This is a genomic window from Anabaena sp. UHCC 0187, from assembly GCF_009712035.1.
In the GTDB taxonomy this organism is placed as follows: domain Bacteria; phylum Cyanobacteriota; class Cyanobacteriia; order Cyanobacteriales; family Nostocaceae; genus Dolichospermum.
The window spans coordinates 19,631-41,804 of sequence record NZ_VILB01000028.1 but is presented as its reverse complement, the minus strand read 5'-3'; the positions used below and the strand labels follow the sequence as shown (position 1 = coordinate 41,804).

Below are 22,174 nucleotides of genomic sequence, written 5' to 3'. Positions count from 1 at the left end.
TTAAAATGACTCTTCCCCATAAAATATAAATGATAACATTCAGGTGAGTCATCAAGACTCACCCCAATTACATTATACCAAAGCTGCCTGTTCCTCCTTACTAATCACCCTTCCCTCATTCTCAAAACCAGCAATTTGATCAAAGTTCAAATAGCGATACAAATCATCAGCAAAAGGATGAATTCTTTCTGCCACAATATCCAAATATTCCTGAACATTAGGAAGCCTTCCCAACAACGCACAAACTGCTGCTAATTCCGCCGAACCTAAATACACTTGAGCGCCCTTCCCCATGCGATTATTGAAGTTACGAGTCGAGGTAGAAAACACAGTTGTATTATCATCAACTCGCGCCTGATTTCCCATACACAAACTGCATCCTGGAATCTCAGTTCTCGCCTTTGCAGCTACGAAAACATCATAAACACCTTCCGCCTTTAATTGGTGTTCATCCATGCGGGTTGGAGGCGCAATCCACAACCGAGCTTTTACCTCACCAGCACCTTCCAAAACCTTCGCAGTTGCTCGATAATGTCCGATATTTGTCATACAAGAACCGACAAATACTTCTTGTACAGGATCATTAGCAACTTCCGATAATAACTTAACATTATCTGGGTCATTGGGAGCAGCAACAATTGGTTCTTTGATTTGGCTTAAATCAATTTCAATTATTTCTGCATATTCCGCATCAGCGTCAGCAGATAATAACACTGGATTGTCTAACCATTCTTGCATTTTTGCTACACGACGCATGATAGTTCTGGCATCACTATAACCTCGTGCTACCATATTAGTTAAAAGCGCAATATTAGAACGTAAATATTCCGCAATTGTTTCTTCACTTAACTTAATTGTGCAACCAGCACAAGAACGTTCTGCGGAAGCGTCGGTTAATTCAAAAGCTTGTTCAACTTTCAAATTTGGTAAACCTTCAATTTCCAAAATCTTGCCAGAGAAAACATTTTTCTTGTTCTGCTTCTCGACAGTTAACAAACCTTTTTGCATAGCCACATAAGGAATTGCATTCACAATATCTCTCAATGTAATTCCTGGTTGCAATTCTCCTGTAAATCTGACCAAAACTGATTCTGGCATATCTAAAGGCATCACACCTAATGCACCAGCAAAGGCTACTAACCCAGAACCAGCAGGAAAGGATATTCCTAACGGGAAGCGAGTATGGGAATCTCCCCCTGTTCCCACTGTGTCGGGTAACAACATTCGGTTTAACCAGGAGTGAATGATACCATCCCCAGGACGCAATGCCACGCCACCACGGGAGGAGATAAAGTCGGGTAATTCTTGGTGGGTTTTAATATCCACAGGTTTGGGATATGCGGCTGTGTGACAGAAACTTTGCATTACTAAGTCTGCACTGAAACCGAGACAAGCGAGTTCTTTCAATTCGTCTCTTGTCATTGGGCCTGTAGTGTCCTGAGAACCCACTGTAGTCATGATTGGTTCGCAAGATGTTCCCGGACGTACTCCCGGTAAACCAGCGGCTTTCCCGACCATTTTCTGCGCCAATGTGTAGCCTTTTCCGCTGTCGGCTGGGGCTTGAGGACGAATAAATAATGTGCTGGGTGCTAAACCTAATGCTAGACGGGTTTTATCGGTGAGGGTACGCCCAATTAGTAGGGGAATGCGTCCACCAGCGCGAACTTCGTCTAAAATGGTGTCAGGTTTGAGGCTGAAGGTGGAAATTACTTCTCCTGCGGCGTTGAGAACCGTGCCTTTGTAGGGATAAATGGTGATCACGTCACCGGTTTCCATTTTGCTGACATCGCATTGAATGGGTAATGCACCGGCATCTTCGGCTGTGTTAAAAAAGATTGGAGCGATCGCACTTCCTAAAATATAACCTCCTGCCCGTTTGTTTGGCACAAAGGGAATATCATTGCCCAAATGCCATAATACAGAATTGATTGCAGACTTGCGCGAAGAACCTGTACCCACGACATCACCGACGTAAGCAACGGGAAATCCTTTTTTCTTTAACTCTGCAATGGTTTCTAAACTTCCTGGTTGACGAGTTTCCAACATCGCCAAAGCGTGTAAAGGAATATCTGGTCTGGTTGTAGCGTGGGTTGCCGGTGATAAGTCGTCGGTGTTAGTTTCTCCGGGAACTTTGAAAACGGTAACAGTGATAAATTCTGGTAATGTGGGACGCAAAGTAAACCATTCTGCTTCTGCCCAAGAGTTTACCACTTGTTTGGCGTAGGGGTTGGTTTTCGACAATTCCAAAACATCATGGAAAGCATCATACACCAACATGATTTTGCTGAGGGCGTTGGCTGCATAAGCGGCGATTTGTTCTCTTCCTTCTCCTCCCATGACCAAGGGTGTTTCTGAAGATTCTGATACAGAACTGCTAGAAACTTGGAGTAAGTCAATTAAGGATTGAACATTGTAACCACCAATCATTGTTCCCAGTAATTCTACTGCGTCAATTGGTGAAACTAAAGGACTGGTAATTTCTTCTTTAGCAATCGCAGTCAGAAACCCAGCTTTTACATAAGCAGCTTGATCTACTCCGGGGGGAATGCGATTCTGTAATAAATTTAATAATAACTCTTCTTCGCCTGTAGGGGGATTTTTCAGTAATTCACACAATGCTGATGTTTGTTGTGCGTCTAATGGTAAGGCAGGAATACCCAGTTGAGTGCGATCGGCAACCTGTTGACGATATTCTTGTAGCATGGTTTAGATTCTGATCCTGTAATGTCTTGCTTTCTTTATTTTATTGTAAGGGAATTGTTACAGGAGTTACTGGTAAACGAATTTGTCAGAAATAGACAATTTATAGATTATAATTTAAGAAGTAAAGTTTACATTAACTAAGTAATAATGTTGATAAGGAGTTCATGATGTCATACAAAAATATTATTACCATAGAACCTGGAAAAAGAAGCGGAAAACCTTGTATTAGAGGTATGAGAATTACTGTTTATGATGTTCTTTCCTATTTAGCATCAGGAATGACTTTTGAAGAAATATTAGCCGATTTTCCTTATTTAACTAAAGAAGATATTTTAGCCTGTCTCAGTTATGCAGCAGATCGTGAACGTCAAACCATTTTAGTTAATTCATGAAACTACTTTTTGATCATAATTTATCACCCAGTTTAGTTAATTCTTTGGCTGATCTTTATCCTGATTCTAATCATCTTTATTTAATGCAATTAGATAAAGAATCAGATTATACAGTGTGGGAGATTGCCAAAAATCAAGACTATATTATTGTTACCAAAGATGCGGATTTTAATGAATTATCAATTCTGAGAGGTTTTCCACCTAAAGTTATTTGGATTCGTTCAGGAAATTGTGCAACTAAAACTATAGAATTAATGCTGAGAAATAACTACGAAATTATTTTATCTTTTTCTGAAGATCAAAATACTGGTATTTTGGCTTTGTATAGGTGAAATATAAGTTAAATTTTGCAGCCTTGAGCAAGTTTTAGCATTTAGTTGTAAAGGAATTGTTACAGGAGTTACTGGTAAACGAATTTGTCAGAAACAAACAATTTATAGATTATGATCTTGAATATAATTTTTATTCTCAGTTATTATAGTTACAAGAGAAATTCCATAGTTGATTGCAAAAAGGAATTTAAACTCATGAATGTTAGACAAGAAGAAATTAAAGCAATGATTCTACAATTTCCTGTAGAAGAAATTAATGAATTAATTGAAGAAATTAGAAAAGCTCTGGAAATAAAAGAGTTTATGAAACTAGCAGAAACAGGATTTGATGAATGGAATGATCCAGAAGAGGATATTTATAATAATGAAACCGAAAATTAATGAAATTTGGTTAGTTTCTTTCCCTTTTAGTGATTTAACTAGTAATAAACTTAGACCTGCTTTAGTTATTGCTATTCATCGAGATGAAGTAATTATTTTAGGAATTTTCTCTAAAATACCAGATGATGATTTACGAGAAACTTGGGTTTTAGTCTCTGATAAAAATAATGAATTTAAGCAAACTGGACTCAAAAAAAGTTCATTAATTAGAGCAGATAAAATAGCAACTGTGAATAAATCTGTTTTTCAGCAAAGATTAGGTATCTTATCATCAGAATTAATGGGAAAAGCCAATTTAGCTTTGAAAATATCTCTTAATTTAGGTGATTAAAGTTTTTGTTTATTAACAACTCCCATCATACCTAAAACAGCTACTATTGGAGCAACCAACCACTTTCCCCAATGAGTTTGCTCAATTTTTTCTGAGAAACCAGCATCTTGAGAATTTTCAATAAAGCTGTTTACGCGATCAGCCAGATTCTCTTTTTCTTCAATAGCTCCATTATAGCTCACTGGAAAGCTCTCATTGTCAGTATCAAGCATTAGTAAGTAAGTAACTGACTTCTGATTCTTATACTTTCTTCTTTCAACACCAGCTTTACGTAAATCAGTAGTAGAAATTAATACTCTTTCTTCTCCTCTCCAACTAAAACGGTCTACTTTACATCCTTTAAATGTCAATGAACTATTACAAGTCAAAATGTCTACATCTTTGTTAGGTAGCTTAACGACCATAACAATGGATAAACCAATACATAATATCCCAAGTATCTGCTGAATCCTCATCTGTTTTTAAATGTATAAAACTTTTTTTAATTATAACCAAGATTGTACCTATCCTGAAAATCCCTAAATCCTGGAAATCCTGATTCAGACAATAGGTGCGTTATATTTCATTAACGCACCCTACTATAAGTTCTTAAATCCTAAATTCTGATATCTTACAACTCTTTTGCGGTTAACTGAATACTCGGATTTGGTAATAACGTATATCTCAGATATAATCCCAACCACACAAATCCAATAATTAACAAAGTCCCAATTCCCAGAAAATTCGGCAACCAAAAAACTACCTCTACATGATTTATATCTCCTGCTTTAAGTCTCCATATCAGTTGATTACCATGCTTTTCTGGTTGGATGGCATTTTCATCATTTTCAATATTCTTAATTCCCCAAGGTGTTTGTAAGCTAAAGTCTAAATTGACAAGAGAACTATCACTTTTAGTAGTCAGCATAGCCAAAGAACGCAAATCTAAATCATAAACTAGATGATTTCTAGATAATAGGAAAAAATTCGTATCTTCAGCCACTAAAGTAGAAGTAATATTAGATAGTTCCGAACCATCACTATCTTCAGAGGTTTGAGTATTGAAAAAGCCAGTAAATTTTTCTTGTAATTCCTTCGCACTGGTAAAGGGAATTTTGACAATAATTTCTGACGCGGAAACTCTTTCTGTCGAACCTGCTAATGTTCGCGCTCGTTGTTCTAAAGTTTTTAACCATTGCGATAGATAATCACTACTAAAAATAGCGATTTTTTCCGATAACTGAATATGTTGTACTAATTCACCATTATTAGTGCTGTTAAAGTTGACTCCTAAATCATACTTTACACAACCAGATAATAGTAATGAAGAAAATATTACCATCAAGACAATAGGTTTGATTTTGGTAAATTTTACAATTTTGCTAATTAAAAAAAACACAGATTTCATTAACTGTGATATAACCTTAATGAAAGTCAATCCATTCATGACTAAATTTCTCCTGATTTACTAAAAACTCAACCACACTAAATAGGAAATTGTTAAACCAACAGCAATTAAAGCTACCCAAACAAAATTATTATCTCTAGTATTGACTGTACTCAAGTCAATATATTCTCGTTCAACAGGTTTTTGTTTAGATGTAGTTTTTTTAGGTTGGGAAGTGACAACTATTTTGGATTTATTATCAGAAGTTATCCCAAAATCGGGAATTTCTGTCATCCACTCTTTTGGTCTGTTAAGTTTGGGTGCTTTTAAAATATAGAGTAGGCGTTTTGCTTGTTGACGAACTTCATAATGGGGATGACGGCCGAGTTGTTGACAAAGATTTATCGCTTCTTCCGAACGTCCCGCAGCTTCATAAGCATTCACCAACCAAATTTCTACTTCCCCAGCAAAACGGGTATTTTTTCCTAATAGGTTGCTGGCTTTTTCTAAATTTTCTACAGCTTCCCGATATTGACCATTTTCAAAAGCAGTTGTCCCAATTTGATAACGAGATTTGGCGAGTTCTAAACTTTCTGTAGTCATTAGTCAGTTGTCAGTTGTCAGTTGTCAGTTGTTACTCAATAGCTTGAATTTTAACTTACAGCAGATTGCAGGTAAATGAAATTTTACCAATGAATCGTGTAGGGGTTTAGCATTGCTAAACCCTTCCGAATTAATTCTGCTGTAATTTTTCCCCAATCCCGATTATTGTCTCGACTGATGAGAACCAAGAATCATTGTCCCAATCCCCACATCTGTAAACACTTCTAACAGTAAAGCATGGGGAATCCGGCCATCAATGATATGTGAAGCTTTGACTCCTTGAGCAAGCGATCGCACACAACAATTCACCTTGGGAATCATTCCTCCACTGACTATACCATCGGTAATTAATTGTCGCGCTTCCCGAATATCTACTTTGGGAATTAAAGTAGAAGGGTCTTTATAATCTTTTAAAATTCCTCTGGTATCAGTCAGCAAAATTAACTTTTCTGCTCCCAAAGCTGCGGCTATTTCTCCCGCTACCGTATCCGCATTAATATTATAAGCCTGTCCAGTTTCATCAGCAGCAACGCTGGAAACAACGGGAATATAGCCATTACTAGCAAGTGTTTCTAAAATTTTGATGTTGACATTACTGACTTCCCCGACAAAACCAATCCCTTCATCACCTTGAGGACGAGCAGTAATTAAGTTCCCATCTTTACCACAAAGCCCTACAGCCATTCCTCCAGCTTGGTTAATCAAAGCGACAATTTCTTTATTCACGCGCCCAACTAACACCATTTCCACTACATCCATTGTAGCTGCATCAGTGACGCGCAAACCATTTTTAAACTGTGCTTCAATTCCTAATTTACCTAACCAACTGTTAATTTCTGGACCACCACCATGCACTAAAATTGGTCGCAAGCCCACACAAGATAAAAAAACCACATCACGAATAACTTTATCTTTGAGGTTGCTATCCTTCATTGCTGCGCCACCGTATTTAACCACAACGGTACGACCAGCGAATTGTTGAATGTAAGGTAGTGCTTCGCTGAGAATTTCTACGCGATTAGCTTCAGCTTGCCTGATATATTCTGTATCATTAATCATGTTATTACCCAAGTTGCTAGTGATCTAGTTTATGAGATAACTAGCAACTAGAGTTAATAAGCTGTTGTGATGATAGCAGAGGGAGTAAGAGGCAGGGGGCAGGGGGCAGGGAGCAGGGGGAAATATTTATTCCCTGTTCCCTGTTTCCTTTTCCCTATTTCTAAGAGAGTTGAAATAAGAAAGTGACTAAATCGCCCTTACCCAAGCTGATGCGATCGCCTGGACGGAGGCGATGTCTGTTTCCAGGTAATAGAGGTAAGTTGTTAATGTAAGTACCATTAGAACTACCTGCATCTTCTATATAACAAGCATCTCCCTCAATCCGAATATCTGCGTGAATCCGGGAAACAATTTCGGAATTAGCGAATCCAGAAACATCAATATCTGGAGGAATTCGATCATTCTGCTTACCAATATGAACAACCGAGAGATTTTGTGGTAATTCTATTTCTTGGTTAGCTTGAACATAGAACAACCGCGCCACTACCTGTTGTAATTGGGTGTTCGCCACCTTGGCTTGTGGTGCTGGGGGAATTGTCAGGGGATCTATCTGGGGTACATAAGCTGGAGGAATATAAGCTTCCTCTTCCTCAACTACAGGTGCGGGTGCAGGTGTCAGTACAGAAGGAATATAGATTTCTGGTTCTGGTGCTACAGGTGCGGGTGGAGGTGTCAGCACAGGGGGAATATAAACTTCCGGTTCTGATGCTACAGGTGCAGGTACGGAAGGAATATAAACGGCTTGTTCCTGAACTACAGCTACAGGTGCAGGTGCAGGTGGAATATAAACTTCCGGTTCTGATGCTACAGGTGCAGGTACGGAAGGAACATAAACGGCTTGTTCCTGAACTACAGCTACAGGTGCAGGTGCAGGGACTACCACTGCTGTTGGCGGTACGTTAGAAGTAACAGGAGGGTTAACAGGGGTCGCAATGCCCAAGGCATCGGGCTGCAACAGTTGTATCATTAGGTCAGGAGTGACCAATGGGGCTGGTTGTACAGGGATATTAGGAGTAACAGTTGGCGCAACTGTGGCAGCGGTGCGAAAATGCAGATTATAACCGCATTGACCACAGAAAGCGGCATCTGACTGTACAGTTGCTCCACAATTAGGACAACTAGCTGTAGCTGGTAACGGCGTATAGCAAGCTTCACATTGAACAGCGCCGTCTGGGTTGGGATGATTGCAGTTAGGACAGACGATCATGGATTTAAGCCTTAGTGAAGGTCGTTGTAAAAATATTACTGACAAGCACATAAGTAACTTTAGCTTTTAATGCTAAAAATTACTTAGAGTGAGAACAAGTTGATCATTGGTGATGATTCTTAATCATCTAAATCTCAAGAATCATAGTTAGTGTTTGAGTTCTAAACCAGCCGCTGCGTCTAGCAACCAGTAAAGTTCTCCTTGAGGTTGAATTAGCCGAGACGGATAGGTAAAATCATCTGCCACAGGTGCGAAAATTTGGGCTAAGGCTGGTCTTTTATTAGCACCAGCAGCCAAAAAAATCACACTGCGAGCCGCGTTAATAAATGGGTAAGTAAAAGTGATGCGAAGATTATCATCTTTATTACCAACAGTAATTAGGCGATCGCATACCTTGAGAGCTTCCGTGTGGGGAAACAAAGATGCAGTATGGGCATCATCACCCATTCCCAGTAAAACTACATCTAATGCCGGGAACTCTCCCGATCCAGAATTAAAAAATGTTTGCAGATGCTGGTTATACTTAGCTGCATCCACTTCTGGGTTAGCAGATAAAGTGGGGATAGCATGAATATTAGCTTGGGGAAGTGCAACCTGATCTAACCATGCCCGTCGCGCCATCAGTTCATTGCTATCAGGATGATCTGCTGGGACATAACGCTCATCTCCCCAGAATACATGAATTTTATCCCAGGGCAACTTTTGATTAGCTATGGCTTCATACAACGGTTTTGGTGTGCTGCCACCTGATAAAGCAATTGTAAATTGCCCCCGTTCGCTAATAGCAGTTTCCACTTTCGACAGGATCAATTCTAGCGCCCGTTGGACGAGTGCCGATACATCTGGTAGGACTTCAACAGTTTTGTTCATGGCATTATCATTACATAGCTTGTTTCTTGGCAATACCATAGCGAACTTCTGACAATTTTCCGATTTAACTCTGGAAATTTTTAATATCGTCAAGTTAAGCCATCAATTATCGTCCTCCACCTTCTTTACCATTATTTTTGGTTGGTTGTCAGTAGTCAGTTGTACTAATCGCTGATCATCACCGCAGCGGATTCTTGAGAGAATAAAGAATACATCGGTAAATAAACAAAACAGACGAGCTTATTCATATTTCCTCAAAAGTTACTAGACAAAAACAATAAATAAAATCTTTAAGAAGAAATAACTGTCGTTTGAACATTGATATCAATATTCAGCTTTTTCCGCAAAACATTCAAAATAGCAGTCAAATTATCCATTGTTGGATTACCTTTTGCCGATAACATCCGGTGTAAACTCTTGCTAGGTTTAGACGTTTCAATTGCCAATTGTTCAAAACCTACCGTTGCATTAACAATATCTCTCAAAATCAATCTTGCTGTTTCTGGTTCACCATTCAGGAAGAGGAAAATAGCTTCATCAAGTAGAGCTATTGTAAACTGAGAATCTTTTTGCACTCGTGCATTAACAGTTTCTTTGAAATCTCTAGTAAGTGCCATAATAACTACCTTTTCTCTCTATTTTTGTTGTCAGTTTCTGGGTCTCTATTAACTTCTTTTTTCCGCTTTTTATACTCTTGGTGCAACTCTTTAGCATGACTAATATCAGATTGCTGATTTTTCTTTGTTCCCCCACCTAATAATACTATAAGTTCCTTACCATCCTGAGCCAGATAAATCCGATATCCTGGACCCCAATCAATTTTATATTCACCAATTCCCTCAAACCATTTAACATTTGATATATTACCTAACTCCAGACGAAACTTAGCAACAGTAACCTTCGCAGCAGCTTGAGCATCCAATCCATCAAACCATTCTTGATAAGGACTTGAACCATCTTCTCTAAGATATTCTTCAACTTTCATAATAGAGGCAAACTTATAGTAACTTATATGTTACCATGCGTCAAGCAGTATTATAAATAAACTTAAAATTACAAGATAGGTTTTTCAAACAATAGCAAAGCCAAGATAAAATCCATAATAAAAATTGCCACCCAAGTAGTAACAACTGCTGTTGTGGCTGACTCTCCCACTTCCTTTGCACCTCCTTGAGTTGTCAGTCCCCAATTACAGCCATTAACAGAAACTATAGCCCCAAAAATTAACCCTTTAAGTAAAATAATAAAAATATCTGATGGTAATAAAAACTCTCTCACTGATTCTAAAAATGTTTCGGGAACAACTTGATAAAATTGTGCAGCCGCAAAAGCCCCACCCATGATACCTGTAACTACCGCAAAAATCATCATTACAGGCATCATTAAACAGCAAGCAATGACTCTAGGTAAAACTAGATAATCAATCGGATCTGTTCTGAGCATATATAAAGCGTCAATCTGCTCCGTCACCCGCATTGCCCCTAATTCCGCAGCAAAAGCTGAACCAACTTGTCCAGCGATAATACTAGCAGTTAAAATCGGCGCTAGTTCTCGACAAAATGCTAAAGCAAATGCACCTCCAACACTATCTACAGCCCCAAATCTCACTAATTCCCTAGCAGTTTGAATAGTGAAAATCATCCCCGCAAAACCGCTAACTAGCAAGACTGGAGAAATAGAAGCCGGGCCTGCCGTCACCATATGTTCTAATATCTTGCGATAGTAGGTTTTTCCGCGCAGGAAATGCAATAGAATTTGACCGAACAACAAAAATGCTGACAAACAGCGAATGATCCAAGATTGTTCTAAATTTCTTTTTGGTTGCAAGTTTACGGCCACTAATTGAATTTTGGTACTTGGGAATTATGACAACTTAACCTTCAATAAACAAAGTATTCCAATCACTAATTGCATTTCTTTGAGCAGTTAATAATTGCTGGATACCTTGTTCAGAAAAATCTAGCATTTGATTCAACTGCTGACGGCTAAAACTACCTGCTTCGGCTGTTCCCTGAACTTCAATAATTCCCATTTTATGATTCATGACTACGTTGAAATCCACATCTGCGGATACATCTTCAACGTAGTTAAGATCCAAAAATGGTTCACCCTCCAACAAGCCTACAGAAACTGCTGCTATTTGTCCACATAAAGGCGATCGCTCTAAAACTCCCTGCTGCAATAATTGGGAAATAGCATGAGCCAAAGCCACAAACCCCCCTGTAATTGCCATTGTTCTCGTTCCTGCGTCCGCTTGTAATACATCTGCATCCACAGTCAGCGTCCGTTCTCCTAAAGCCTCAAAATCCAATGCAGCCCTTAAACTCCGCCCAATTAACCGCTGAATTTCCTGTGTTCTGCCCGACAATTTCATTAATTCCCGTTCATGGCGTTTCTGGGTAGCAGAGGGCAACATTCTATATTCAGCCGTCAACCAACCCTTACCACTGCCAGTGAGAAATTTAGGTACTCCTTCAGCCACACTCACAGTACACAGAACTTGAGTATCACCACATTTAGCTAAAACAGAACCAGGTGCAAAGCGGGTGAAATTAGGATAAAAACTATGGGGACGGAGTTCACAGGGGGTTCTCCCGTCAGGACGTTGCCAAGTCATTGAAGTTGCCTTTTGAATTTTGCTTACTGCCTTATAGAATAACTGAGTAATAGCAATAAAACTATTTATTACCAATTACCAATTACCAATCACCCATTATCAATTAACCTAATAAAGTCAAAATATTTTGCTGTACTTGTTCTGGAGATTGATCACCATTAATAGTTAATAACCGCCGCCGCCGATCATAATATTCTAAAATGGGGATAGTGCGGTCATAAAATAACTCTACCCGCCGCTGGACAATTTCCGGTTGATCATCAGGAAGTAACCGCCCTAAAGAACGATTAACCATGACTGCTGCGGAAACTTGTAAATAAATTGCCCAATTAAGATTTTGTCCTAAATCTTCTAACAAAAAATCTAATTCTTCACATTGAAAAGCCGTTCGGGGATAACCTTCTAAAATCCAACCATCATTGACATCAGCTTGCTTAAGACGGACCTTAATAAATTCAATCATCATTTCATCTGGAACTAATTCCCCTTGTTCCAAATAAGGTTTAGCTTCCATAACTAAATCATTTAATTCACTATAGGCACTATTCTGACTATTTCCATATATGGCTTCTCGTAAAGTTTCACCGGTAGAAACCAAAGGAACATCAAAAAACTTACCAAGCCTGTGGGCTTGAGTGCTTTTTCCTGCCCCAGAACCCCCTAAAATCACTAATCTCACCACAACTTAACCCTCATATATAAAATTCCCTATTTTTGAATATATTTTGCTATAGCAATCCTAAATCATTTGGGGAAAAAAATATCTCCAAATCAGTTAGAAACTTAAAGCTAAACATCAAGGCGGTTTTACTTGCAAATACTGCTGTATGATAACTATATGTTTTGCTATCAGCAAAGAGTTGCATTTAATTGTAAGTCATTAAATTTATAGTGAGTTTTTAAACTTTGCCTTATGGTTGCCCAACTAGAAACCCCAGGTCTAAATTCGACTCTCAGCTTACCATATTCTGTAGAAGGACTAGTGCAAGTTTTTACTAGTCCTGAGCGTAGCTTTTTTACGAGCGTCATGGCACAAGCGCTGAGAATTGCTGGACAAGGTACACCAGTATTAATAGTCCAGTTCCTTAAAGGTGGTATTCGTCAAGGACATGAACGACCTACCCAAATGGGACAACATTTAGATTGGATTCGTTGTGATTTGCCCCGTTGTATTAATAATTCAGACTTGGACGCAGCGGAAAACCAAGCTTTGCAACAACTTTGGCAACATACCCAAAAGGTAGTGAATGAAGGTAAGTATTCTTTACTGGTATTAGATGAGTTGAGTTTAGCGATTAATTTCGGTTTAATTCCGGAAACTGAGGTTTTAGAGTTTCTTTCTCAGCGTCCCCCTCATGTTGATATTATTCTCACAGGTTCTCAAATGCCCAAGTCTCTTTTAGATGTGGCAGATCAAATTACAGAAATTCGTCGCAGTCATCAACCTTAAGTATTCCATTTCTTTAAAGCAATTTCAAGTTGAACTAAGGCATCCTGATAGTCTTGAAAATCAATTTCCGCTAAGACAGTAGGAATACCACGAGGAAATCTTGATATTGTTTTTCCTGTTTCATATATGAGAATAATAGGTATAGAGTTTGTTTCAGCATAGGCAAGTTCCATACCTACTCCTATTGAAGCATAGCCAATATAACCAATAACTAAGTCAGCTTGAGAAACTTGAGATTTATCAGTTTGAAAAACTTGGCTAGGAGTGATATTAGGATGTTTAAGAGGGTCAGTATTGAGGTGGGGAACATAAGCTTGAAATCCCACTTTTTCACAAAGTAACCCAATAGCAACATAAAAATCTTTGATTACTGTTGGGTTTTCAATACCTGTTAATGCGCCAGAAATGTATATACGCAGTTTTTTCTTATTCATAGTTGTCAAGGGTAAACAAGCTCTATTATTAGTTTTTAAGAATACTATTCATTTTCGTTTTAATAGCTCAATTATACTAGGACTGACAACGGCTAGAAAAGCAGCTAGAGATGCACCTAATGCAGGATCTTTAAAAGAAATTTGAAGACCGAAAAAAGAAGCAATTAAGATAAAACCTACTATCAAGCCAATACGATTTCTGTTCTCAATTTTTTCTTTTGCTTTCTTTATTTCACCTTCTCTTGTCTGTCTATCTTTTTCTTCTTGAGCTATGATTAGCAGTCTTTCCCATATATCATCTCTATCGGGACGATTAAAACCAGGTACTTTTGCTTCAGATTCAACTTTGTAAAAGCAAACTGTACAAAAAGAATCTTGAAATCGAATCACTACAGAACTATCTCGATAATTGCTAACTGAAATTAATAGTTTTCCTGTCCAACCTGGATCTATAGTGGTGGAAATATGAGATAAACCGTACAGAACAGATTTTGATACCATTGCGTGTATAGTAGCTCCGACTTCTTTAGACAAACTAATTTTCTCTAATGTCTCAATCACTACTGTATCATTAGCTTGAATTTCAATAATTCCCTCCTGTTGAATATTAATTTCACATTTACTCTTCCAAGAAAATCCTTTTCTACCTACTCTCAAATCATATCCAACAGGAGTCAAAGACTTTTCTTCAAAAGGATCTATCGCAATTCCTTTATCTGGGGTGTTCTTTCTTTCTTCCAGTTGGTTTCTAATATCGGCATCACTTAACATAATCAATATGGTAAATAGAACTCTTTCTGTAAGTTTATGATTTCTGTACTATGTCAACATCACTCATAGAGGTAGAACAAAGTAGAGATGATGATGCTTTTTTTGCTATGGACTCAGAAAGCTGAACTTGATGAATGTTAACTAAACCTTCGTTAACAAAGGAATCTCTAACTAAAGCTTTTTCTCCACTGTTAAAGGAAGTTTCATAAAATACTTCTTTGATTCCAGCGGAGATAATTAACTTTAAACAAGATAAACAAGGTTCTAACGTTACGTATATACTTGATCCATCTGTAGATATACCATACTTTGCCGCCTGAGCAATCGCATTTGCTTCCGCGTGTACAGCCCTTGATGGTAGTGTTTTACTAGCATCACAGCTATTTAAACCTGGATAGCAGTATCCTTGAGTTGTACAATGAGCCGAACCTGACGGTGAACCATTATAACCTGTGGCTACGACTTGCTTATTTTTAACAATTACAGCGCCCACTGGAAAAGCAAGACAAGTTGAGCGAGTTGCTGCTAATTTAGCCAACATGAGGAAATATTCATCCCATGTTGGTCTTTGATGGTATTCGTCAGATAAGGAAATATCTTGCATTATGTTTCAATTGTAAAGTTTACTATACTGCTTTGCTGAGAACAAAAATCTTAAATGCTATTGTTTCCACTTTAATCAAACGTTTTTTAACTAATTTAAAGCATCTTCATAGTCATTAAATTGAATTTCAGCAATTACATCAGGAATACCGAGAATAAATCTTGATATCCGCTTACCTGTTTCGTAAAAAAGAATGACCATAATTTTCTACAACCATTTCTAAAATGGTTGTTTGTTGGTGGTTATTGATCCTGAGTGTATGGCTTGTCAATTTTAAGACAATTTGCTGCTTTTTGCAATTCTATACCTAAATATCCTGCATGATCTGGACGTATTGCTGGTATTACAGCACAAATTTCTTTGATTAATTTCAAAGGATTTTTCCCAGAATAACAACCAACAATTTCTCCACTACCAGGAGTTGTATGTGTAACAACTATCTTTTCTTCTGCTATTTCTATTAAGAAATTACCTGCGGGATCATAGTAATCTAATTTTTTGCAAATTGCAGAATATTGTTCTTTAATCAGTTGTTCGGCGTTACTCCAAGTATCATCATAAATATGAGCAGACTGACTCAGAGTTATCAATGGTCCTAGCTTCAAGTCATATTGAGAACGTTGACAAATCTCATTTCTAATATGTTTTTGCAAAGACCTTAATCCCATTGCATTAGCTGGCCAAGCTGCAAACATATCATTACTTCTGAAAATAGCAGTTAATGATAATTCGTTATCTACTACTCTCAACCAAATATGATTCAAACAAGGACTACCACCTTTTTCATGATCTTTCACATCCCATAAAGTCATGACTGCACTAGCAGCATCAATTTCTCCAATTAGTTTTTCAATGACCTGCTCAATTTGATCACGTCCAAACCAAGAACGTAAACGTTGCCCATAGGTGTATTTTACTCCTTCTCGATTTGGTGCATCATCTAAAATTTGAGAAATATATTCTTCTAAAAAACTTCTATCAATTGGTAAATAATTGGGTTCAGGAAAATAGAAATCTTCCGGTTCGTCGGTGACAACTGCCATTAAATCTATCAATTCTTGCCATTTGCCATCATAACCAGTTGGTCTAATTGTGCCAGTGGTTTTAATTCTATGAATGATTTTTACCCAAGTTTCCGCGATGGTTTTGCCTTCAATTCTATGTCCATAGCGTGTTCCAGGTAAAACCGTTGGTTCAACTGTAGTCATGGGAAATTCTACAGGTGTTCCCCAAGGTGCAATTGTTTCTTTTTGGGCGTAAGATTGAATTTTTTCGACAGCATCAGAAATTGATATAGCGTCTTGAATTTCTACAGAATGCCGTAGTTTTTCCAAAGCATTGATATCAATATCAATATCAATATAACCAGGAATTTGAGAACGAATTACCCAAGATTTTCGCCCAGCATCACTAATATTTTCTTCCACACCATGACGGAAAAAATCGCCTAAGCATTGACAAGCACCAGCATTTTTATCTTCTTTGGTGGCGTTGAGAATGACTAAATAGCGAACATGAGGATTTAACAACAAATTGCGAATTAGTAAGTTTATACCCCTGGTAGGTGAGTATAACTGTCCAATTACAGCATATTCATTTGATTGTAGATGTTTAGCTACAGATTGCTTCACCATCCACCCTGTAATCACGGCGGTTTGCCCACTTCCGTAAATTAACTGATTGGGCTTGTGCTGTGCGGTGTAATTAAATTGGGTAAGTTGACCCATTTCTGTTATTGTTGTTGGTTAAAAATAAAACTTAATTATTTTAGCATCCAGCTTGTGGTTCTAGGGAACTGCTAACTCATATAATTGCTGTTTTCCTAGAGGTGTCACCACAACAGCTTTGACTCTGCGGTTAGGGGGTAAAGGAACAGTAATATCAAATTTGCCATTGGGATCAATGTTTTGACGTTGTTGAGAAATGATCAAGAGATTGACTGCATCAACAGTACCAATAATTTGCACCTGATTACCATTAGCTGCGAGTTTACTGATATTCAAACGGGTATCTTCCTGTAGCGGTATGGGCGCTGAAGGTGGCTCTCCGGGAATGGTGAGATTTTGGAAACCACCATTTACTAACACTGTCTGTCCTTGAGCAGTGGTAGCCACACTCCCCTTTTGAGTGGCTACACCCGTTATGCCATTATCCTGAACGCTGACACCAAATGTAGTCCCCCGCACCCCGGCTATTCCCGCAGGAGTGTGAATCTCCACACGAGAAGCGGGATTATTTAATGGCCGCAGTTGCAACCGAACTTGTCCAGTTGTTACCTGAAGTTCTGTAACCCGTCCACCTTGAGTTCCTGTTTGCAGTTTGCTGATCTTGATCTTGGTGTTTTCAGAAACTTTAATTGAACCGGTTCCTATATCAATTGCTAGTTCAGCGCTAGAACCAGATCCTGTACTGATTGTATCCCCAACTGATTGCAGTCGGATGCCTTTACGGGCTGGTTGCAATGTTTGTCCACGGGAGTAGGTAACTTGACCAGTAGTACGACGTACTTCTATCCAGCGATTGATTTTAACCTGTAATTGATCATTTGCCACTGAGGCATTAATGGTACTAATTAGCCCCAGTAATACCAATATTAAATTACCAGTCCACCCTATTTTCATTTTCTATTTTTCCTATTTACGAAAGTAGACAACCCTGGCATCTAGCCCGTAGGATCTCAACACATAGGACAAGCATTCCGCTTCCCCTCTTTTGGTTGATCCTCCCGCATATATATAAGAACCAAGCCTATGGCGTGTGAGAAATGCGTCAGCAGCATAACTTCTCACAGTGTTTAATAATTTTTCTGATTCTCCAGGAACAATAACCACATATCGCCGATTGGGAACTTTACCAATCACAATAATATTACTTTCTCGGACACTATTTAGGGAGTTGCTGACTTCTGGGAGAGTCTTGGGAATACAGCGAGGTGCTTGTGTCCAACCCTTATCGGGTAAAGCAGCTTGCCACAAACACAAAATAGTTGTGACTATTCCTGCAATTAGATAACTATGCACTTAAATTTACCAAGTTTTTTTATATAGCAATTCTAAATTATTTAGGATATAATAGTTAACCTTGATTTATCACATATTATCAAAAAAAGGTTTAGTACCTAAATTGTGTGATGATAATAACCTAAAGTTATGAATTGATAACGGTGTAGTTAGGCATGGATTATCGGGATGCAGGCGTTGATGTTGAAGCTGGTAGAGCTTTTGTAGACCAAATTCGCAATTTGGTTCACAGCACCTTCAGAAAAGAGGTTTTGGGGGGATTGGGTGGCTTTGGTGGTTGCTTTCAACTACCCACAGGTTACAAAGAGCCAGTTTTGGTTTCGGGAACAGATGGTGTGGGAACAAAGCTGAAAATAGCCCAAATTCTCAACCGTCATGACACTGTTGGCATAGACTTGGTGGGGATGTGCGTTAATGATGTGTTGACATCTGGTGCAGAACCGCTGTTTTTTCTAGATTATGTGGCTACAGGTAAATTAGATAAAGAACAATTAACCCAGGTGGTAGCGGGGATAGCTACGGGTTGTAAATTAGCAGGTTCGGCTTTACTGGGGGGAGAAACAGCAGAAATGCCTGGTTTTTACCAAGTTGGTGAATATGACTTGGCTGGTTTTTGTGTGGGAATTGTGGAAAAAAGCCGAATGCTGGATGGCTCTCAGGTGCAAGTGGGTGATGTAGCTATAGGTTTAGCTAGTGCAGGTGTCCATAGTAATGGTTTGAGCTTAGTCCGCAAAATTGTGAGTGATGGTGGTTTTGCTTGGACTGATACCCCAGAGTTATTAAATGGAGCATCTATTGGGGAGACTTGCCTCACGCCTACACGCATTTATGTAAAATCTGTTTTAGCAGCGTTGCAATCAGGTTTAGAAATTCATGGTATGGCTCACATTACTGGTGGGGGTTTACCAGAAAATTTACCTAGATGTTTAAGTAAGAGTCAATCAATTAAAATGATCCCTGACAGTTGGACTATTCCCCCTGTATTCCATTGGTTAGCTGGGGCTGGTTCTGTCGGTGCTGAAGCTATGTATAATACATTTAACATGGGTATTGGTTTTGTGTTATTAGTTCCACCCCAGCAAGTAGAACAGGTAATTACTCATTTTCAATCTCAGGATATCCCTGCTCATGTGATTGGTGAAGTGATAGAGGGTACGGGTGAATTAGTCGGTTTGTTGTGATCATAGGGGTAAAAGGTAGGCTGGGTAGGGAAAATATGGGGAGATGAGAACAACCTATACACAAATTTCAAATTCTCTTGATGAAAGTAATCAAAAATACTCATCGCCGTCAGCGTAGATATTTGCTAACGTAGTCTTAACATATTGCAAAAATCAATTGGTGCAGTTGAGGAAGTATCTGTATTTACTAGTTAGCGGTATTGGTTATATCTCATTTATAAATGTGGCGTGTTGGTGTTTTGAGAAGAATGTAATTTTTGTGTAGAGGGGTTATGGTTGTAAATTTTGCCCGGACTACTGTTGCAAAGGAACTACTAAAGCAAGTATTCCAACGCATTGATGCACAAAGTTGTCCCAATTTATTTAATTTTCATATGCACACGGTTCACTCGGATGGCAAACTAGAACCGAGTGAGTTAATGAATCAAGCGATCGCAATTGGTTTGAAAGGTCTAGCAATTACTGATCATCACAGTATCTGTGGCTACCAGGCTGCTCATGCTTGGTTAGAAGATTGGAAGTGGAGTAATCCTGATACCCATACTCCATACCTGTGGAGTGGTGTCGAAATTAATGCCAATCTGCTAGATATTGAAGTCCACATTCTGGCTTATGCTTTTGAGTCAGAACATCCCAGCATGAAGCCTTATTTACAAAGAATGCCCAGTGTAGGTAAGGCTTATCAAGCGATTAACGTGATTGCAGCGATTCACCAAGCGGGAGGACTAGCGGTACTGGCTCACCCAGCCCGGTACAGGCGATCGCATTTTGACCTCATTCCTGCGGCTGCGGCTAATGGGATTGATGGTGTTGAGGCTTTCTACGCTTACAGTAACCCCAAACCCTGGAAACCCAGTCTTGTGGAAACTGAGGAAGTTCAACAGTTAGCGAAGGAATTCGATTTATTTAATACTTGTGGTACTGATACACATGGTGTAAATTTGCTGCAAAGGTTGTAAATCTGTATTTACCTATTTTTAAACTCCTGGTTTACACAGCCAGGGGGTTAATATTTTCACTTATAATTTATAGTCTTAAAGACTGAAGCAACTTCCCAGGACGTGCAGCTTTCACAGCAGGATAAAGATCGGGATATTTAACAAATATATAATGTTCATATTCATACCAGTGCATATCACTTTTTTCCAGATTACAAATCCGGCAAATGACCCATAAATTTTTAAATTCTATTGATAACCAAGGATATTGTGATCGAGGTAACTTGTGATCAATATTCTTGCCATCCCTTTCAGAGTATTTGTCACCGCAAATCGGACAGTACCAATCTGAATTATCTCTTACCCATTCTTTACTTTCCTCAGTTGTTCCACACTCTGCATCACCATTAACATATCTCCAATAATCAAATTTTCTATAATTCTCAAAATCTTGAGAAGTAAGTTTGTGATATCGCTTTTTACCAATTTTATCAGCAAGCTTAAATAATTCGCTCAGTTCTTTATTTTCAAGATTCATATATATAATCTCTCACTAGAATTTAATAGTTCTGTATAATTTTTGATTATTTTTATTCTTTGTATATTTATGCTTAGTTTTCCGACTAAAATCAATAATTTCAATTTCTGTATCAGGAAACTGCTTATCTATTTCTTCTGCAATCTCATTAACTTCTTTAGCTAACTTTTGATTGAATTGTTGTATCTCCTGATGACTAAGATATTTATTTCCAATGTGGTCAGCTTCTAAAAACAATTCTTCAAGCGTTAAATCTTGTAACTGATATTTATCTAAAAAATCCTTAATTTCTTGGTAAAGTTTAATAACATTATCCCAACCAACATTTTTATATCCATTATCTTTCAACCGTTTTTGATCTTCTTTATGGAGATTCTTTCTATTATTTGAGTTAGTCCGTTGAACCTCACGATAAATCATTCCTTTAAAATTTATCTGGTTACTTTTTTTATTAGTCATATACTTATTTTTTTAACCTAGTGTTGATTTGAATAACTTAACTAATCCTTTACGAATTTCACTATCTTCTAATCTCAGCATACCTTTTATCTCAATAGCTAGTTTAAGCTTGATTTCATCAACTATGTTTTTTAAAGCCTTGTTCTCTTTCTTGAGTTGATCATTTACTCCAATTAGCTGTTCATTATCAGAGTTTAATTCTTGAACTTTAGCTTTTAAATTTTCATTGTCAGATGAGAAACTTTTAATTTCAATTTCGAGTTTTTTTCTTTCTTCTTCTAATTGCTTTTTTCTATTATCAAGTATTATCTTCGATTCTTCTAGGGTATTAACAGACCCTTCTAATTCAAGATATTCTGCTTGTAAAGATATTAGTTTCTTTTCTGCTTGAGAACGCAGCGTGCCATAATTTCGATTATTTTTACTTAGACTAGAATTCTTTTCAGCAAAAGATTCAACTAATTTGACTGCACTAGGTTCATTATTGAGAACATTAAGCAATATTTCACATTCTTCTTTATCCAGTGGTTGACTGATATTCTTGTTAATACCATACTTTTCTTTGAGAGTCGTTTGTATTTGATCCTTTGATGCCATAAGTTATCCCCAAAAATTAATCAACGTGATAAGTCCCAGAATTGACCCCATTTTAGGATGTACTCTGTTTCCTTTTTATCTCAATAAACAATATGTTATAAAATTTATACAGGTATAATATATACAAAGTAATTGTTCTTGCAAGAATATTGCAACTGTATTAATACTGATTCATAAATTACTAAATAAGACTTTGTAATTAAAAAACCATACTTCAGCCTCAGAACCGAGAAAACTCAATATGGTAACAGTCTGGTTCTGGATTTTGGGGTGTCTTATGGAAATAGATTTGGATTCTTGTCTGTAACAGCTAAACAGAAA

General features: G+C 37.9%; 28 protein-coding genes. 7 read left to right on the top strand and 21 right to left on the bottom strand.

The window, feature by feature from the left end; translation table 11 throughout:
- Nucleotides 1-72 precede the first annotated feature (72 nt).
- The gene (gene acnB, locus FJR11_RS21320) at nucleotides 73-2,703 is read right to left on the bottom strand and encodes a bifunctional aconitate hydratase 2/2-methylisocitrate dehydratase (RefSeq protein WP_168507366.1); all 2,631 of its coding nucleotides are present in this window, start codon (nucleotides 2,701-2,703) and stop codon (nucleotides 73-75) included.
- A gap of 167 nt (nucleotides 2,704-2,870) precedes the next feature.
- Between acnB and FJR11_RS21315 the strand changes: the two genes are divergently transcribed.
- The 4 genes from FJR11_RS21315 (at nucleotide 2,871) to FJR11_RS21300 (ending at nucleotide 4,139) form a co-directional block, all read left to right on the top strand.
- The gene (locus FJR11_RS21315; protein ID WP_168507364.1) at nucleotides 2,871-3,095 is read left to right on the top strand and encodes a DUF433 domain-containing protein; all 225 of its coding nucleotides are present in this window, start codon (nucleotides 2,871-2,873) and stop codon (nucleotides 3,093-3,095) included.
- On the top strand, nucleotides 3,092-3,427 hold the full coding sequence (locus FJR11_RS21310) for a DUF5615 family PIN-like protein (RefSeq protein ID WP_168507362.1): 336 nt from the start codon (nucleotides 3,092-3,094) through the stop codon (nucleotides 3,425-3,427). The genes FJR11_RS21315 and FJR11_RS21310 overlap by 4 nt, the downstream gene beginning before the upstream one ends.
- Nucleotides 3,428-3,622: 195 nt before the next feature.
- A complete protein-coding gene (locus FJR11_RS21305) occupies nucleotides 3,623-3,808 on the top strand; it encodes a hypothetical protein (protein WP_168507360.1) in 186 nt (61 codons plus the stop codon).
- Nucleotides 3,792-4,139, top strand: a complete 348-nt coding sequence (locus FJR11_RS21300; RefSeq protein ID WP_168507358.1) for a type II toxin-antitoxin system PemK/MazF family toxin — start codon at nucleotides 3,792-3,794, stop codon at nucleotides 4,137-4,139. Before FJR11_RS21305 ends, FJR11_RS21300 begins: the two co-directional genes overlap by 17 nt.
- On the opposite strand, the gene FJR11_RS21295 is transcribed toward FJR11_RS21300, so the two are convergent.
- The 11 genes from FJR11_RS21295 to FJR11_RS21245 form a co-directional block, all read right to left on the bottom strand.
- Nucleotides 4,136-4,543: a hypothetical protein gene (locus FJR11_RS21295; RefSeq protein WP_217358255.1), complete on the bottom strand. Its 408-nt coding sequence runs from the start codon at nucleotides 4,541-4,543 to the stop codon at nucleotides 4,136-4,138. The two genes, FJR11_RS21300 and FJR11_RS21295, sit on opposite strands and share 4 nt — an antisense overlap.
- A gap of 206 nt (nucleotides 4,544-4,749) precedes the next feature.
- A complete protein-coding gene (locus tag FJR11_RS21290) occupies nucleotides 4,750-5,565 on the bottom strand; it encodes a DUF3153 domain-containing protein (RefSeq protein WP_168507354.1) in 816 nt (271 codons plus the stop codon).
- Nucleotides 5,566-5,586: 21 nt separating this feature from the next.
- Nucleotides 5,587-6,108: a tetratricopeptide repeat protein gene (locus tag FJR11_RS21285; protein ID WP_168507352.1), complete on the bottom strand. Its 522-nt coding sequence runs from the start codon at nucleotides 6,106-6,108 to the stop codon at nucleotides 5,587-5,589.
- Between the two features lie 162 nt (nucleotides 6,109-6,270).
- Entirely contained in the window at nucleotides 6,271-7,167 is an 897-nt protein-coding gene (argB, locus tag FJR11_RS21280) for an acetylglutamate kinase (protein ID WP_168507350.1), read from the bottom strand.
- Between the two features lie 160 nt (nucleotides 7,168-7,327).
- On the bottom strand, nucleotides 7,328-8,374 hold the full coding sequence (locus FJR11_RS21275) for an FHA domain-containing protein (RefSeq protein ID WP_168507348.1): 1,047 nt from the start codon (nucleotides 8,372-8,374) through the stop codon (nucleotides 7,328-7,330).
- 147 nt (nucleotides 8,375-8,521) lie between these two features.
- Nucleotides 8,522-9,244: a 6-phosphogluconolactonase gene (gene pgl, locus FJR11_RS21270; protein ID WP_168507346.1), complete on the bottom strand. Its 723-nt coding sequence runs from the start codon at nucleotides 9,242-9,244 to the stop codon at nucleotides 8,522-8,524.
- A 290-nt stretch (nucleotides 9,245-9,534) separates the two neighbouring features.
- Entirely contained in the window at nucleotides 9,535-9,861 is a 327-nt protein-coding gene (locus FJR11_RS21265; RefSeq protein ID WP_168507344.1) for a DNA-binding protein, read from the bottom strand.
- 5 nt (nucleotides 9,862-9,866) lie between these two features.
- Entirely contained in the window at nucleotides 9,867-10,229 is a 363-nt protein-coding gene (locus FJR11_RS21260; RefSeq protein ID WP_168507342.1) for a type II toxin-antitoxin system RelE/ParE family toxin, read from the bottom strand.
- Between the two features lie 68 nt (nucleotides 10,230-10,297).
- Nucleotides 10,298-11,071, bottom strand: a complete 774-nt coding sequence (locus FJR11_RS21255; RefSeq protein WP_168507340.1) for an MlaE family lipid ABC transporter permease subunit — start codon at nucleotides 11,069-11,071, stop codon at nucleotides 10,298-10,300.
- Between the two features lie 46 nt (nucleotides 11,072-11,117).
- Nucleotides 11,118-11,861 carry a ribonuclease PH gene (rph, locus tag FJR11_RS21250; RefSeq protein ID WP_168507338.1) on the bottom strand — a complete coding sequence of 248 codons (744 nt, stop codon included), beginning with the start codon at nucleotides 11,859-11,861 and terminating at the stop codon, nucleotides 11,118-11,120.
- Between the two features lie 103 nt (nucleotides 11,862-11,964).
- On the bottom strand, nucleotides 11,965-12,540 hold the full coding sequence (locus FJR11_RS21245; protein ID WP_168507397.1) for a nucleoside monophosphate kinase: 576 nt from the start codon (nucleotides 12,538-12,540) through the stop codon (nucleotides 11,965-11,967).
- A gap of 234 nt (nucleotides 12,541-12,774) precedes the next feature.
- Between FJR11_RS21245 and FJR11_RS21240 the strand changes: the two genes are divergently transcribed.
- Nucleotides 12,775-13,311, top strand: a complete 537-nt coding sequence (locus FJR11_RS21240) for a P-loop NTPase family protein (protein ID WP_168507336.1) — start codon at nucleotides 12,775-12,777, stop codon at nucleotides 13,309-13,311.
- Here the strand turns inward: FJR11_RS21240 and FJR11_RS21235 are convergent.
- From FJR11_RS21235 to FJR11_RS21210, 6 genes are all read right to left on the bottom strand, one after another.
- Nucleotides 13,308-13,745: an XRE family transcriptional regulator gene (locus FJR11_RS21235; protein ID WP_168507334.1), complete on the bottom strand. Its 438-nt coding sequence runs from the start codon at nucleotides 13,743-13,745 to the stop codon at nucleotides 13,308-13,310. The two genes, FJR11_RS21240 and FJR11_RS21235, sit on opposite strands and share 4 nt — an antisense overlap.
- 48 nt (nucleotides 13,746-13,793) lie before the next feature.
- On the bottom strand, nucleotides 13,794-14,516 hold the full coding sequence (locus tag FJR11_RS21230; RefSeq protein WP_168507332.1) for a deoxycytidine deaminase: 723 nt from the start codon (nucleotides 14,514-14,516) through the stop codon (nucleotides 13,794-13,796).
- Nucleotides 14,517-14,550: 34 nt separating this feature from the next.
- Nucleotides 14,551-15,120, bottom strand: coding sequence for a dCMP deaminase family protein (locus FJR11_RS21225; RefSeq protein WP_168507330.1), 570 nt, complete (start codon nucleotides 15,118-15,120; stop codon nucleotides 14,551-14,553).
- 242 nt (nucleotides 15,121-15,362) lie between these two features.
- Nucleotides 15,363-16,847 (bottom strand): thymidylate synthase, encoded by a 1,485-nt coding sequence (locus FJR11_RS21220; RefSeq protein WP_168507328.1) that lies wholly within the window; start codon nucleotides 16,845-16,847, stop codon nucleotides 15,363-15,365.
- 60 nt (nucleotides 16,848-16,907) lie between these two features.
- Nucleotides 16,908-17,741 carry a FecR domain-containing protein gene (locus FJR11_RS21215; protein WP_168507326.1) on the bottom strand — a complete coding sequence of 278 codons (834 nt, stop codon included), beginning with the start codon at nucleotides 17,739-17,741 and terminating at the stop codon, nucleotides 16,908-16,910.
- Between the two features lie 12 nt (nucleotides 17,742-17,753).
- On the bottom strand, nucleotides 17,754-18,140 hold the full coding sequence (locus tag FJR11_RS21210; RefSeq protein ID WP_168507324.1) for a hypothetical protein: 387 nt from the start codon (nucleotides 18,138-18,140) through the stop codon (nucleotides 17,754-17,756).
- Between the two features lie 155 nt (nucleotides 18,141-18,295).
- On the opposite strand from FJR11_RS21210, the gene purM reads away from it, so the two are divergent.
- Entirely contained in the window at nucleotides 18,296-19,321 is a 1,026-nt protein-coding gene (purM, locus tag FJR11_RS21205) for a phosphoribosylformylglycinamidine cyclo-ligase (protein ID WP_168507321.1), read from the top strand.
- A gap of 272 nt (nucleotides 19,322-19,593) precedes the next feature.
- Complete coding sequence (locus tag FJR11_RS21200; RefSeq protein ID WP_168507319.1) at nucleotides 19,594-20,280, top strand: PHP domain-containing protein; 687 nt, start codon at nucleotides 19,594-19,596, stop codon at nucleotides 20,278-20,280.
- Nucleotides 20,281-20,347: 67 nt separating this feature from the next.
- Here FJR11_RS21200 and FJR11_RS21195 read toward each other — a convergent pair whose 3' ends face one another.
- From FJR11_RS21195 to FJR11_RS21185, 3 genes are read right to left on the bottom strand one after another with little or no spacing between them, the layout of a single operon-like run.
- Nucleotides 20,348-20,797 (bottom strand): HNH endonuclease, encoded by a 450-nt coding sequence (locus FJR11_RS21195; RefSeq protein ID WP_168507317.1) that lies wholly within the window; start codon nucleotides 20,795-20,797, stop codon nucleotides 20,348-20,350.
- Nucleotides 20,798-20,812: 15 nt separating this feature from the next.
- Nucleotides 20,813-21,256: a hypothetical protein gene (locus tag FJR11_RS21190; protein ID WP_174763158.1), complete on the bottom strand. Its 444-nt coding sequence runs from the start codon at nucleotides 21,254-21,256 to the stop codon at nucleotides 20,813-20,815.
- Nucleotides 21,257-21,268: 12 nt separating this feature from the next.
- Entirely contained in the window at nucleotides 21,269-21,853 is a 585-nt protein-coding gene (locus tag FJR11_RS21185) for a hypothetical protein (protein WP_168507315.1), read from the bottom strand.
- Between the last annotated feature and the right edge of the window lie 321 nt (nucleotides 21,854-22,174).

Excerpts from the sequence above, each read along its gene's own strand:
- acnB (WP_168507366.1), bottom strand. The coding sequence starts at position 2,703 with ATGCTACAAGAATATCGTCAACAGGTTGCCGATCGCACTCAACTGGGT.
- FJR11_RS21315 (WP_168507364.1), top strand. The coding sequence starts at position 2,871 with ATGTCATACAAAAATATTATTACCATAGAACCTGGAAAAAGAAGCGGA.
- FJR11_RS21310 (WP_168507362.1), top strand. The coding sequence starts at position 3,092 with ATGAAACTACTTTTTGATCATAATTTATCACCCAGTTTAGTTAATTCT.
- FJR11_RS21305 (WP_168507360.1), top strand. The coding sequence starts at position 3,623 with ATGAATGTTAGACAAGAAGAAATTAAAGCAATGATTCTACAATTTCCT.
- FJR11_RS21300 (WP_168507358.1), top strand. The coding sequence starts at position 3,792 with ATGAAACCGAAAATTAATGAAATTTGGTTAGTTTCTTTCCCTTTTAGT.
- FJR11_RS21295 (WP_217358255.1), bottom strand. The coding sequence starts at position 4,543 with ATGGTCGTTAAGCTACCTAACAAAGATGTAGACATTTTGACTTGTAAT.
- FJR11_RS21290 (WP_168507354.1), bottom strand. The coding sequence starts at position 5,565 with ATGAATGGATTGACTTTCATTAAGGTTATATCACAGTTAATGAAATCT.
- FJR11_RS21285 (WP_168507352.1), bottom strand. The coding sequence starts at position 6,108 with ATGACTACAGAAAGTTTAGAACTCGCCAAATCTCGTTATCAAATTGGG.
- argB (WP_168507350.1), bottom strand. The coding sequence starts at position 7,167 with ATGATTAATGATACAGAATATATCAGGCAAGCTGAAGCTAATCGCGTA.
- FJR11_RS21275 (WP_168507348.1), bottom strand. The coding sequence starts at position 8,374 with ATGATCGTCTGTCCTAACTGCAATCATCCCAACCCAGACGGCGCTGTT.
- pgl (WP_168507346.1), bottom strand. The coding sequence starts at position 9,244 with ATGAACAAAACTGTTGAAGTCCTACCAGATGTATCGGCACTCGTCCAA.
- FJR11_RS21265 (WP_168507344.1), bottom strand. The coding sequence starts at position 9,861 with ATGGCACTTACTAGAGATTTCAAAGAAACTGTTAATGCACGAGTGCAA.
- FJR11_RS21260 (WP_168507342.1), bottom strand. The coding sequence starts at position 10,229 with ATGAAAGTTGAAGAATATCTTAGAGAAGATGGTTCAAGTCCTTATCAA.
- rph (WP_168507338.1), bottom strand. The coding sequence starts at position 11,861 with ATGACTTGGCAACGTCCTGACGGGAGAACCCCCTGTGAACTCCGTCCC.
- FJR11_RS21240 (WP_168507336.1), top strand. The coding sequence starts at position 12,775 with ATGGTTGCCCAACTAGAAACCCCAGGTCTAAATTCGACTCTCAGCTTA.
- FJR11_RS21235 (WP_168507334.1), bottom strand. The coding sequence starts at position 13,745 with ATGAATAAGAAAAAACTGCGTATATACATTTCTGGCGCATTAACAGGT.
- FJR11_RS21230 (WP_168507332.1), bottom strand. The coding sequence starts at position 14,516 with ATGTTAAGTGATGCCGATATTAGAAACCAACTGGAAGAAAGAAAGAAC.
- FJR11_RS21225 (WP_168507330.1), bottom strand. The coding sequence starts at position 15,120 with ATGCAAGATATTTCCTTATCTGACGAATACCATCAAAGACCAACATGG.
- FJR11_RS21220 (WP_168507328.1), bottom strand. The coding sequence starts at position 16,847 with ATGGGTCAACTTACCCAATTTAATTACACCGCACAGCACAAGCCCAAT.
- FJR11_RS21215 (WP_168507326.1), bottom strand. The coding sequence starts at position 17,741 with ATGAAAATAGGGTGGACTGGTAATTTAATATTGGTATTACTGGGGCTA.
- purM (WP_168507321.1), top strand. The coding sequence starts at position 18,296 with ATGGATTATCGGGATGCAGGCGTTGATGTTGAAGCTGGTAGAGCTTTT.
- FJR11_RS21200 (WP_168507319.1), top strand. The coding sequence starts at position 19,594 with ATGGTTGTAAATTTTGCCCGGACTACTGTTGCAAAGGAACTACTAAAG.
- FJR11_RS21195 (WP_168507317.1), bottom strand. The coding sequence starts at position 20,797 with ATGAATCTTGAAAATAAAGAACTGAGCGAATTATTTAAGCTTGCTGAT.
- FJR11_RS21190 (WP_174763158.1), bottom strand. The coding sequence starts at position 21,256 with ATGACTAATAAAAAAAGTAACCAGATAAATTTTAAAGGAATGATTTAT.
- FJR11_RS21185 (WP_168507315.1), bottom strand. The coding sequence starts at position 21,853 with ATGGCATCAAAGGATCAAATACAAACGACTCTCAAAGAAAAGTATGGT.